Annotated in this window: 9 protein-coding genes; 3 read left to right on the top strand and 6 right to left on the bottom strand. The window is 69.8% G+C overall.

Going from position 1 to position 12,032, the window contains the following annotated elements; translation table 11 throughout:
* Window positions 1-57 precede the first annotated feature (57 nt).
* A complete protein-coding gene (locus tag ACX114_RS18715) occupies window positions 58-1,185 on the top strand; it encodes a heparan-alpha-glucosaminide N-acetyltransferase domain-containing protein (RefSeq protein ID WP_459299616.1) in 1,128 nt (375 codons plus the stop codon).
* On the opposite strand, the gene ACX114_RS18710 is transcribed toward ACX114_RS18715, so the two are convergent.
* Complete coding sequence (locus tag ACX114_RS18710) at window positions 1,142-1,633, bottom strand: VOC family protein (protein ID WP_014397268.1); 492 nt, start codon at window positions 1,631-1,633, stop codon at window positions 1,142-1,144. The genes ACX114_RS18715 and ACX114_RS18710 overlap by 44 nt on opposite strands.
* A 144-nt stretch (window positions 1,634-1,777) precedes the next feature.
* Between ACX114_RS18710 and ACX114_RS18705 the strand changes: the two genes are divergently transcribed.
* Window positions 1,778-3,601, top strand: coding sequence for a vWA domain-containing protein (locus tag ACX114_RS18705; RefSeq protein ID WP_459299614.1), 1,824 nt, complete (start codon window positions 1,778-1,780; stop codon window positions 3,599-3,601).
* Window positions 3,602-3,707: 106 nt separating this feature from the next.
* Here the strand turns inward: ACX114_RS18705 and ACX114_RS18700 are convergent, their stop codons facing one another.
* Complete coding sequence (locus ACX114_RS18700; protein WP_459299612.1) at window positions 3,708-4,064, bottom strand: hypothetical protein; 357 nt, start codon at window positions 4,062-4,064, stop codon at window positions 3,708-3,710.
* Entirely contained in the window at window positions 4,061-4,327 is a 267-nt protein-coding gene (locus tag ACX114_RS18695; protein ID WP_459299610.1) for a hypothetical protein, read from the bottom strand. Before ACX114_RS18695 ends, ACX114_RS18700 begins: the two co-directional genes overlap by 4 nt.
* A 218-nt stretch (window positions 4,328-4,545) precedes the next feature.
* On the opposite strand from ACX114_RS18695, the gene ACX114_RS18690 reads away from it, so the two are divergent.
* Window positions 4,546-5,148, top strand: a complete 603-nt coding sequence (locus tag ACX114_RS18690; protein WP_459299609.1) for an expansin EXLX1 family cellulose-binding protein — start codon at window positions 4,546-4,548, stop codon at window positions 5,146-5,148.
* 33 nt (window positions 5,149-5,181) lie between these two features.
* On the opposite strand, the gene ACX114_RS18685 is transcribed toward ACX114_RS18690, so the two are convergent.
* From ACX114_RS18685 to ACX114_RS18675, 3 genes are all read right to left on the bottom strand, one after another.
* Window positions 5,182-5,775 carry a hypothetical protein gene (locus tag ACX114_RS18685; RefSeq protein ID WP_459299607.1) on the bottom strand — a complete coding sequence of 198 codons (594 nt, stop codon included), beginning with the start codon at window positions 5,773-5,775 and terminating at the stop codon, window positions 5,182-5,184.
* 36 nt (window positions 5,776-5,811) lie between these two features.
* The gene (locus tag ACX114_RS18680) at window positions 5,812-6,405 is read right to left on the bottom strand and encodes a hypothetical protein (protein ID WP_459299605.1); all 594 of its coding nucleotides are present in this window, start codon (window positions 6,403-6,405) and stop codon (window positions 5,812-5,814) included.
* Between the two features lie 69 nt (window positions 6,406-6,474).
* The gene (locus ACX114_RS18675; RefSeq protein ID WP_459299603.1) at window positions 6,475-12,021 is read right to left on the bottom strand and encodes a DNA repair ATPase; all 5,547 of its coding nucleotides are present in this window, start codon (window positions 12,019-12,021) and stop codon (window positions 6,475-6,477) included.
* Between the last annotated feature and the right edge of the window lie 11 nt (window positions 12,022-12,032).

The following is a 12,032-nucleotide window of genomic DNA, read 5'->3' as shown; positions in this document are numbered from 1 at the left end:
GCCGGTCCCGCGGGCGCGTGCATCCGCCCGCGGGACCGACGTAGGGTAGCGCCCCCCGTGAGCACCCTGCCCTCCGCCGTCCCCGCCTCCCGCGAGCGCGTGCGCGCCATCGACTGGCTGCGCGGCCTCTCCGTCCTCTTCATGATCCAGACCCATGCGCTCGTGCTGCTCACCCCCGAGCTGCGCAAGAGCGTGTGGACCGGACGGCTGCTCAAGGTCGACGGGCTGGTGGCCCCCGCGTTCATCTTCTCCGCCGGGTTCGCGCTGGCCCTGCTCATGGTGCGCAGCGCCGCCTCGGGCGTGCTGAACGAGCGCGTGCGCCGCAACCTGCGCCGCATCACGGAGGTGTTCGCTGTCGCCGCGCTCGTCAACTGGGTGTGGTTCCCCATCCGCTCCGAGCCCGTGTGGCTCTTGCGCCTGGACATCCTCCACTGCGTGGGGCTGTGCCTGCTGCTCACCCTGCCCATGGCCGCGCTGCTGGCCCCGCGTCCGCGCGTGCTCGCGGGCACCGCGTTCGTCCTGGCGATGGTGGCGTTCGCGCTGGCGCCCTTCAGCGACTCCGCGGGCGAGCCCTGGGCGTCGTTCCTGCGCAAGTCCAACTGGGCCCCCTTCCCGCTGGTGCCGTGGGTGGGCTTCGCGTGGCTGGGCGCCTTCGCGGGCTGCATCGCGGGGGCGTGGGGCCGCAAGGGCCTGGCGCGGGCCCTGGGCTTCCTCATCGCGCTGGGGCTCCTGGGCACGTTGATGCCGGGCGTGCTCAACAACCTCTACCCGCCGCACCGCTTCTTCGTCACCAACCCGTCCAACTCCGCCACCCGCTTCATGTGGGTCTGCGCGGTGCTGCTCGTGCTGTTGTGGGTGGAGGGACGGATGGCGCCGGACGCGAAGCCTTCCCGCGCGCGGCGCTTCCTGGAGGTGTTCGGCACCGCGTCACTGTCCGCCTACTTCTTCCACGAGATGCTGCTGTACTACCGCGTCTTCGGCGTCTTCTCGTTCCAGAAGCTGTGGGGCGACTCCAGCGGGTGGCTGAAGTACGCGGGCCTGCTCGCGCTGCTCATCGCGTGCACGTTCGTGCTGTGCGTCGCGTGGGATCCGGTGGAGCGCGCGGTGAAGAAGGGCTTCGCGCGCGCCGGACAGTGGCTGCTCAGTGCGCCGCGCTGGCTGCGGCCTGCTCGAAGGCGCGGATGATCTCCGGCGGGGCCTGCACCAGTTCAATCAGCACGCCCTCGCCGCTCAGCGGGAACTGATCGCTGGCCTTCGGGTGGATGAAGCACACGTCGAAGCCCGCCGCGCCCTTGCGGATGCCGCCGGGCGTGAAGCGCATGCCCTGCCCCTCCAGCCACTTGACGGCCACCGCCAGGTCGTCCACCCACAGGCCCACGTGGTTGAGCGCCGGGTCGTGGACCTTGGGGCGGCCGTCGGGATTGACGGGCTGCATCAAGTCCACCTCCACCTTGAAGGGGCCCGCGCCCGCCACGACGATGTCCTCGTCCACGTTCTCCTTCTCGCTGCGGTAGGTGCCGTGGGCCGTCAGGCCCAGCGTGTCCACCCACAGCTTGCGCAGGGCGCCCTTGTCGAGCCCCCCGATGGCGATCTGCTGGATGCCCAGAATCCGGAACGGTCGTGTCGTCTCCATGGCCGGGGACCGTCGCAAATGGGGTCCCCCCACGCAAGCGCGGCCCACGTCCGGACCCGGGAAAAATTCACCGGATAAACCCATTCCGGAGGTCGGTCGTTTCCAGGGGCACGCTGACTTCCTCCCGCCGTCCCGGAGCCGTCCATGTCCCCTTTCTTCTCCAAGCGCCGCGTGTCCTTCGTCAGTGGTGCCCTCCTCTGCGCCAGCCTCGTGGGCGCGTGCTCCTCCAGGGAGCCGGCGCAGGGCAACATGTCGGCGCACGCCGAGCTCAAGCCCCAGGCCATGGCGACCACCCGGAGTGCCCCCAAGGATGAGGACTCCACGGCCCGGATGGCGCCTCCGCCGCCGTCCACCCCGGCCGCGGCCCCGGCCGCCAAGAAGCGCGGTGACGTCTCCGCCGACGCCATGATGGCCGTCGAGATGAGCGAGCCCGAGGCCCTGGCGGCCCCCCCGCCGGAAGCGGCGATGCGGCGCGCCCCGCCGGCGAAGGCCGCCATGCCCATGGGCGCCGCGACGGGTGCCCTGGGTGGCGCCCCGGCGCCGGTCCAGCAGCCCGTGGAGAAGCGCAAGCTGGAGATGGACGCCGACAAGGGCGTCGCCGAGGGTGGCAACGTCTTCGAGACCTACAAGGCCCACGCCTTCACCGAGACGGCGAAGGACAACCTGTCCACCTTCGCGGCGGACGTGGACACGGCCTCCTACTCCATGGCCCGGCGCTACCTGCAGAACGGCCAGCTGCCGCCCACCAACGCTGTGCGCGTGGAGGAGTTCGTCAACTACTTCAAGTACCGCTACACGCCGCCGGAGGAAGGCGCCTTCACGGTGCACCTGGAGGGTGCGCCCTCGCCCTTCAACGCGCGCCGCCAGTTCGTGCGCGTGGGCGTGCAGGGCAAGGTCGTCTCCAGGTCGCAGCGCAAGCCCGCGCACCTGGTGTTCCTGGTGGACACCAGCGGCTCCATGGCTTCGTCGGACAAGCTGCCGCTGGCCATCGAGTCCATCAAGGTCGCGGTGAAGAACCTCAATGAGAACGACACCGTGGCGCTCGTCACCTACGCGGGCTCCACGCGGGACGTGCTGGCCCCCACGCCCGCCACGGACGTGAAGAAGATCCACGCGGCGCTGGACACGCTGGTCGCGGGCGGCGGCACGGCCATGGGCTCCGGCATGGAGACGGCCTACAAGCACGCGGTGAAGAAGGCGGCGGGCGGCGTGGTGTCCCGCGTGGTGGTGCTCACGGACGGCGACGCCAACATCGGCCCCAACCTCTCCCCCAAGGCCATGCTGGCCAGCATCGAGAAGTACGTGGCCGAGGGCGTCACGCTCACCACGGTGGGCTTCGGCATGGGCAACTACCACGACTCGCTGATGGAGCAGTTGGCCGACAAGGGCAACGGCAACAGCTTCTACGTGGACAGCATGAAGGAGGCGCGCAAGGTCTTCGAGACGCAGCTGACCGGCACGCTGGAGGTCATCGCGAAGGACGTGAAGTTCCAGGTGGAGTTCAACCCCAAGGCCGTCAGCCGCTACCGCCTGATGGGCTACGAGAACCGCGACATCGCGGACAAGGACTTCCGGGACGACAAGGTGGACGCGGGCGAGATTGGCGCGGGCCACACCGTGACGGCGCTCTACGAGGTGGAGCTCACCGGCGAGGCGCAGGACCTGGCCACCGTGCGCATCCGCGCCAAGGCGCCCAACGGCACGGAGGCGAAGGAGCAGTCCTTCCCGCTCACCCGCGCCAACCTGAAGCCGTCCATGGACGCCGCGTCCAATGACTTCCGCTTCGCCGTCGCCGTGGTCGCCACCGCGGACATCCTCCGCGCCGCGCCCGCCGCGGAGGGCTGGAGCCTGGCCACCACGCAGAAGCTGGCGGAGGGCGCCGTGGCCGGCGACTCCGACCGCACCGAGTTCGTCCGGCTCATCGGCCAGGCGCGCGCGCTGACGACCGCGTCCGCCAGCGGCCGCTGAAGGCAGCACCCAGCACGACGCAACGGGGAACGCGCAGCAAGGGGGGCTCTGCCCGCCACCGGGGATGCACCGGTGGCGGGCAGGGCTTTTTCAGGGCCCGGGCGCTTCAGTTGAACGCGTAGAAGTACGGCGCCGACGTGCTGGTGAAGAAGTTGGAGAACGTCGCGCTGTAGTGGATGCCGCTCACGCCGTTGATGGTGCCGGACATGTTGCCCACCACGTTCACCGTCGTGCCGTCGGTGTAGATGGACGGGTTGCCGGTGGTGATCAGCCCGTAGGGGTAGTCCGCCTGGAGGTCCGCGTGGCGCACCACCGCCAGGGTCGCCGGGTCCACGTGCTTGAGGCCCAGCCGGGTGGGCGACGAGCCGCTGTAGGTGCCCTTGAAGACGAACGCCGGCACCAGGCCCGAGGCGTTGCCCCGCATCTCCAGCTTGGGCTCATACCCATAGGAGGTGCCGATCACCACGGACTCCCCCGCCGTATAGGGACACACACGGAGCCCGACGCGTTGCCATTGCGCGTCAGCGTGATGTTCCAGCTGGGCGGCGCGGTGGTGATCTGCGTCGCGTTGAGGGTGAAGGAGCACCCCTGCGACGACGCCGTGGAGGGCCAGATGAAGGCCTGGGACTGCTGCGCGAGCTCCGCGCCGTCCTCCTGCTCCGGAGCACCACAGGCGGACAACATGAGGGCGGAGCCAAGACACACCACGGACGTCAGCTTGTTCATCACGGGAATTCCTTTCCGATTTTGGGGAGGGGGAAGGCCCGGACGCTAACAAGCCTGTCTGACGGAACCAATACACGGAGTCCTGTCTGTCCTTGACGCAGAGCGACGCGTGTATACTGCGCGGTATGAACCGACCCGCTTCGTTGCAAAATGCGTTGGTGTTGGCCCTGGCCTCGCTTGCCTGTGGGGCATGTGGGGACTCCGCCTCGGGCGGAGGCGTGGCCCTGGGCTCCGAGCAGAAAGGGATTGCGACCTTCTACGACGCCACCGGGGCCGGCAATTGCAGCTACGACCCGGGCGGCGACCTGATGGTGGCCGCGATGAACCGCGAGCAGTACGACAACAGCGCCGCCTGCGGCCAGTGCGTGGACATCGTGGGGCCCAAGGGCAACGTGCGCGTGCGCATCGTGGACCAGTGCCCGGACTGCGATAAGGGCCACCTGGACCTGTCGCGCGAGGCCTTCGACAAGGTGGCGGAGGCGAAGGACGGCCGGGTGGACATCACCTGGACGCCGGTGTCCTGCGACGTGTCCGGCCCGGTGAAGTACCACTTCAAGGACGGCAGCAATCCCTGGTGGACGGCCATCCAGGTGCGCAACCACCGGCTGCCCATCAAGAAGCTGGAGTGGAAGCGCGACGGGGATTGGAAGACGCTGGAGCGCGAGAGCTACAACTACTTCGTCACCGACTCCGGCGTGGGCGAGGGCCGCTTCCAGCTGCGCGTCACCGCCAGTGACGGCCAGCAGTTGGTGGACTCCGTGGAGAAGGTGCTGGACGACGACACCGTGGACGGGGCGGAGCAGTTCGCGCCCCAGAAGTAGGCGCGCCCCTTCGCCGCCCCGTCCGTCACGGCATCAGAACGTCATGATGGACGGGGCCGTGGTGCTGGTGAAGAAGTCCGGGTAGCTGGCCAGGTAGGTGTTGCCCGTGCCCGTCTGGCCGTAGATGGTGCCGTTCTTCGTGCCGTAGACGGTCAGCGTCGTCCCGTCGGAGGCGATGGACAGGCTGCCCGAGTAGATGGAGCCCCGGCCCAGGTACACAGACAGCCCCGCGTACCGGACGATGCTCAGCGTGTCCGGCGCCACGTGCCGGATGCCCAGGGACTGGGGCGAGCTGCCGCTGACACTCGTCTTGTACGTATAGCTCACCGCCACGCCCAGGTCGTTGGCCGCCAGTGACAGCGAGGGCGCGGTGCCCGTGGAGGTCCCCACCACGACGCTGCCCGCGCCGTACGCGCAGGTCGTGTCCGCCGCGCGCGAGACGATGACGTCATAGACAGGGGGCAGCGTGCCCGGCTGCGCCGCGTACGACACCGTGAACGTGCAGCCCTGGGACGTCACCAGCGCGGACTCCTGCGTGGTGAGGCCGTCCTCGCCCTCCACGCCCGCACCACATGCCGTGAGGCCCGCGACCGCGCAAAGTGAAACAACAGACTTGATGTCCAGCATGGCATTGCACTCCAGGGTTGGGGGTTGAAAAGCAATTCAATACGCGACGACGGTGGGGGCCAGGGTGCTGGTGAAGAAGTCCGGGAAGACCGCCACGTAGTGGTCCCCGGAGCCCGTCTCGCCGGAGATGGGGACGTTCTTGGTGCCGGTGGCGACAAGCGTCGTGCCATCCGGCCCGATGCCCAGGTCCGCGGCCCAGATGTACGTCCCCGGCGCGGTCGGCATCAGGCCCGCGGAGCGGACGATGGCCAGCGTGTCCGGCGCGACGTGCTTGATGGCCACCGCCTGGGGCGAGATGCCGCCCGTCCGGTACGTGTAGCCCACGGCCACGCCCAGGTCGTTGGCGGCCAGCGACACCATGGAAGGCGGATTGGCGTTGGAGTACCCGACCGTCACGGTGCTCGCGCTCCAGGGGCAGGTCGCACCCGCCTCGCGCGTGAGCTTGATGTCGAAGATGGGGGGAACCTGGACGCGCTGCACGTACGACACGCTGAAGGTGCAGCCCTGGGATGTCCCCGTCACCAGCGCGGATTTCTGGGTGACGAGCGCCCCCGCCTCTTCCGCTCCACCACCACACGCCATGACCACGGCGAGCGCACCCAGGGAAACAGCCGGCTTGAAGATTTGCATGGCATTGACCTCCAGGGGTTGGAACCGCGCCAACCCCTTTAAAGGCAAATGCCAGACATGCAAACCGGATTAACGCCGCAGCATGCCGCGCAGCAGCTCCAGGGCTTCCGTGACCCCCTGCCAGACCTGGAGCGCCTTGATGCCCTCCCCTTCGCCCTGCACGTTGCGGCGGGCGGCGCGCTCCAGCGGCAGCAGCGCGCCCTCCACCAGCTCGATCTGACGGCTCAGCTCCGCCGGGGACGGACCATTCGCGGCGCGCTGGAGCGACTCCGCCTGGGAAGGCAGGGACACCGACACGGGCCGGTCCGCCAGGGCCGTGATGGCCTTGGAGAGCTGTGCCATGTACGGGCCGAAGTCCGGCGCGGGCGCCTGGGGCATGGGGGCGTTGCGCAGCGTGGGCGCGTCCTCCGCATGGGCGGCCACGCGCTCGGTGAGGGCCTTGAGCAGCTGCGCCAGGTGCTTGAGGTACGGGGCCAGGTCCGTGGCCGGCGCCTGGGCCACCGGAGCGGCCTGGGGCATCGCCGGGAGGGACACCTGCACCGGGGCGGGCGGCCTCTGGGCGGCCTCGCGGCTGACGCGGGCCACCTCCAGCACGGCCTCGCGCAGGGCCTCCAGGTGCGGGGCCACGGGCGTGTCCTCGCTGGAGACGTTCGCCTGCGCGGCGGCCTGGACCACCGCGTCACGCACGGAGCCCAGCTGTTCCTCGATGGCGCCCAGCTGCCCGGTGACGCGCGCCACGGGGTCGTCCTCCTTGCCCCCCATGCGCTTCACGCGGGCGAAGCCCTGCTTGATCTCCTCCCAGCGCTTCGCCTTCTCCGGCGTCAGACGCCCGCGCATCTCCTGGAGCTTGAGCAGGTTCTGCTCGGCCGCGGTGGTGAGCGTCTGGGATTCGCCCTGGTAGTGGTCGTCGATGCGGCGCTCCAGCTCGTCGTCCGTCATCGCGGAGACGACCTTCTCCGCCAGCTTGCCCATGTTGCGGTAGCTGCCCTGCAGCTTGAACGGCGGCTCCGTGCGGAAGCGCTCGTCCTGCGCGGCGGACGCGATGTACTGGAGATTGACCTTGAGCAGCACCTGCTGCACGCGGAACAGCCGCTGGAAGACGGCGATGATCTCCTGGAGCTCCGCCGCCGCGTAGCCGTGCTTCAGCTCTCCGGAGGGGACGTCCTCGCCCTTGGCCATCCGGATGAGGCGGTGCACGTCCTGCGGATCGCGCGTGGCCAGCGGCGCGAGCACCGGGTTGGAGGTGAGCGCGTTCTCCAGGTAGCTGAGCGCGAACAGCTCCTCCTTGCCGTCCAGGATGTCACCCAGGTTGTAGGTGTCCGCGCGGTTGGCGAGCATGTCCGGGATGCGGAAGCGCTCGCCCGTCTCCGTGTACGGGTTGCCCGCCATCACCACGCAGAACTTCTTGCCGCGCAGGTCATACGTGCGCGTCTGGCCATTCCAGACACCCTCCACGCGGCGCTGGCCGTCGCACAGGGAGATGAACTTCTGGAGCAGCTCCGGGTCCGTGTGCTGGATATCGTCGAGGTAGAGCATCACGTTGTTGCCCATCTCGAAGGACAGGTTGATGCGCTCCACCTCCTGCCGCGCGGTGGCGTTGGGCGCCTCCGACGGGTCCAACGACTTCACGGAGTGGCCCAGCGCCGGCCCGTTCACCTTCACGAAGGTGAGGCCCAGGCGGCTGGCCACGTACTCCATCAGCGTCGTCTTGCCGTAGCCCGGCGGCGACATGAGCAGCAGCATGCCCATGCGGTCCGTGCGCTTGCCCTCGCCCGCCGCGCCCAGCTGCTTGGCCAGGTTCGCGCCGATGAGCGGCAGGTACACCTCGTCGATGAGCCGGTTGCGCACGAAGCTCGTGAGCACCTTGGGCGTCAGCTCCTCCAGCCGCAGCTTGCGCCGCTCGCGGTCCAGCAGGTCACGCAGGTAAGCGCGGTAGGCCACGTACGCGGGCACGCGCACCTGGCGGAACTCGCCCAGCCGCGCCAGGAACTCGTCCAGGCGCAGGGCCAGCTTGCGGTCCTGGACGCGCGGGTGGCTGCCCAGCAGGCCCGTGGCCTCCGTGGCGGTGAGGGCGCCCGCCGTCTCGCGGTCCAGCTTGCGCTCGGTGAGCAGCACCACCGCCGTCTCCAGCGCGACGTGGGCCGCCTCGCCCGGGCCGCCTTCACGACGGGCCAGGAACGCGTCCACCCAGGCGCGGGCGATGCGCAGGCGCTCCGGCAGGTTCTTCTCCAGGTCGCGCAGGTCGTCGTCGAACGCGGTGCGCGAGCCGTGGCGGTCCAGGTGCGCGAGGAAGGCGTCCTTCAGCGCCAGGGCCTCGCGGCTGGTGGTGAAGCGGGGGCGGTCCACCGCCAGCTCCTCCACGAGGTAGCGGCCCGCCTGCCGGCCCTCCGCGGGCGAGGCCGTGAGGCCGTGGCCCTGGAGGAACGCGAGCACGCGCTCGCCCAGCTCATCCCCCAGCGCCACCAGGTCCGAGCCGATGTCGAACGCCTGCCGCAGCCGCGCGAGGCTGCGCGCGCGCCGGTGGAACACGCCGCGCAGCGCGTCGTCCGGGTCGAACGCCCAGTACAGCGCGGCCCAGGCGCGAGGCACCGGGGCGAAGCGCAAGAGGCCCGCGCCCTGGTGCAGCGCGAGCAGCTTCTCCAGGAGCGCCGTCGCGTCCGCGTCGTGCACGCCGCGCTCGTAGCCCTCGTCGAAGCGCTCCGCCGCGTACGCGCGCACGCGCTCCAGGAGCTGCCCCTGCGCGCCGGCCTCGTACAGCGCCGCGAGCGTGAGGCCGCCCTTCCCCTCCTCCGCGTCCATCAGCAGGCCCGCGGCCAGGTACTCCGCGCGGTAGACGTCGCGCGTCTCGGAGACCAGGTGCTGATCCCAGAGCTCGCGGTACTTCAGCAGCTCCGGGTCCTCCACCTTCTGGGTGTAGTCGGAGCCGGTGAGCTGGAGGTACAGCGCGCCGTCGCGCGGGACGAGCGTCAGCTCCAGCGGCTGCGTGTTCACGTGGAAGCGATAGGGCCCCAGCTTGATGAGGCCCTCGCCGCCCTCGAACAGGTCCTGCTTGTCGCGCAGGGCGCGCAGGGCGTCCTGCTTCGCGGACTTCACCCGCGACAGGACTTCGTCCGCGCGCACGCTGTCCTGGAGCGCCAGCAGCTGTTCGGACAGCTGCCGCAGCTTGAGGATCATCGCGTCGGACGCGAAGTAGGCGTTGAGCTCGTCGTCCGCCTTGAACGACTTCGCCCGGCGCTGCACACCCTGGAGGATGCGCTCCGCCGCGCCGAAGAGGCCCGAGGCCCGGCGCTGACGCTCGTCCACCAGCGCCTGCTTGCGCGCGCCGAAGGCCTCCAGCAGCTCCTCGCGCTTCTGGGTGATCTGCCCCAGGAACTCGTCGAACTCGCCGAAGCGGCCCTCCAGCTCCTCCAGCAGCACGGTGAGCTTGGAGAGCGCCTCGTCGCACTTCTCCGGCGAGTCCGCCTGCGACAGCGCGTTCTCGATGCTCTGGCCCAGCAGCTTGAACTGCGCGCCGAACTCCGCGCGCTTCTCCTTGCCGGACAGCTCCTTGCGCTTCGCCTGGAGCCCCGCGCGGACGCGGTTCAGGCGGCTGAACAGCTCGGAGATGCCCTCGAGGATCCTGGCGCGGGCCAGAGGGTCACCCACCTGGAGCCCGCCCACCACCTCACCCAGCACCTCCAGGCCCTGGGCGGTGCGATCCACGTCCTCGGCCAGCGGGGCCAGCTCCGCCGTCGTCGTCAGCGGCTCCAGCCGCTCCAGGAGCCCGTCCAGCCGCGAGGCCAGGGGCTGGAGCGCTTCGCCCTTCTGGAGGAAGTCCACGCACGCGGTGCTCACCGCGTCGGACGCGGCCACCACCGCCTGCTCCAGGGCGTCCACGCGCCCCAGGTCCATGTAGCGGACATCCTTCAAGGTAATCAGGTGCCCGCGGTGCCGGCGCAGGTCCGCCAGGGCGCGCATGAACCCTTCCGCGTCGGTGAGCCCCTCCGGCTGCGCGTTGAGCAGGAGCGTCTCCTGCGTCTGGAGCGCCTGCGCGAGCGACTCCTCCGCGCGCTTGCGCATCGCGAGGACCTTCTCGAACTCATCGATGATGAGCTCGGAGGTGCGGCGCAAGAGCTCGATGGGCTCCTGGAGCCCCACCTCCGCGTGGGACAGCCAGTAGTAGGCGTCCAGGGCCCGCGTGGCCGCGTTGACCAGGTCCTCGTAGGTGCGGCGCGTGGGCTTGTCCGTCTTCGCCACGCGCGGCAGCGTCAGCGCGTCGCTGATGCCGCGCACCAGCTCCGCGTTGCCCACCTTGCCCAGGTAGCCCGGCGCGGGGGGCAGCTGCGCCGCGTGCTCGTCTGAGACGAACGGCGTCTGCCACACCTGCATGGGGTGGACGCGCGTGGGCTCCTGCGACGTGGCGCGGAACACCACCAGCCCGCCGTCCGCGAAGAGGCTCATGCCGTTGGACACGAGCGGCGTCTGCACCTCCTTGCGCACCAGGTTGTACGGGAAGAGCACGTAGCTGCCCTCATCCCTGCGGTGGAAGACGTAGAGCACGTCCTCCCCGTTGGGCGAGCGCACCGCCTGGTGGAACTCCATCCCTTCAGACGCGCCGTCGAAGACCTTGTAGTCGCCCGTCTGGAGGTAGTAGCCGCCCGGGAAGACGATGCCCTGGTCCTCCGGCAGGCGCACGCAGGACTGGCCGATGGCGTCGATGCGCACCACGTGCTGGGTGCGCGAGTTGAAGACGAGGTAGCGGTGCGCCTTCTCCCGGAACGGGAGGATGCGCAGGAGGATGAGCCCACCCACCTGCGTCCAGGCGAACTCCGCGTCATCCAGCGACTGGTCCGGGTCGTCCACCGGCTCGCTGTAGATGCCCAGGCCGGTGGTGGTGTTGTCCTCCACCTTCACGGTGAGGTCGCCCTTCACCGTCTCCACGAAGACCTGATCCAGCACGTTGACGTGCGGGTGCTGGCCCAGCACGTACTGCTCGCGCGTGGCCACCGTCCACTCGAAGTCGTGGGACGGCGGGTAGACGTGGTCGCGCTCACCCTGGTTGTCCACGTAGGTGGCGCGGCCCTCCACGTCCACGTTGAAGCGGAAGACCTTGAGGTCGCGCGCGGACTGGTCCGTCTGGAACACCGCGAGCAGGCGCGAGTCCCGCCGCCGCAGCTGCAGGAGCTTCGCGTCCTTGTAGTACTTGTACAGCTCGCTGAAGTCCTTCACGAACCGGGGGTCCGCGAGGAAGCCGCCGGCCTCCGTGGGAGGCACGGCGGACAGGTCGAACCCCTCGGCCGTCTTCTCGAAGCGGTGCAGCGAGAAGACGTCCGAGACGTTCGTCTCCTTCTTCAGGCCGATGAAGACGTTGTAGCCGAAGAGGAGGTACTTCCCGACGCTGACGATGTCGCGGGGGACGCAGTTGTTCTCCGTGCGCACCCGCTCATTGCCGATGACGGTGAGCTCCGTGCCGCCGAACAGCGCCTTGCGCCGGGCGTTGAGGTCGTTCGCCTGGGTCGCCAGCGCGTCCGCCTGGGAGAGGAGGCGCGCACGGATGACCTCGTAGCTGCCGCCCTCCAGCGTCGCCTCGCCCCCGGGCGCCTGGGCGCCCGGGGTCTTGGTGCTGTCAGTTGCCATGGATGTTCACC

It is taken from the genome of Corallococcus sp. M7 (assembly GCF_054512695.1).
This window is presented reverse-complemented; position numbering and strand designations above follow the sequence as displayed.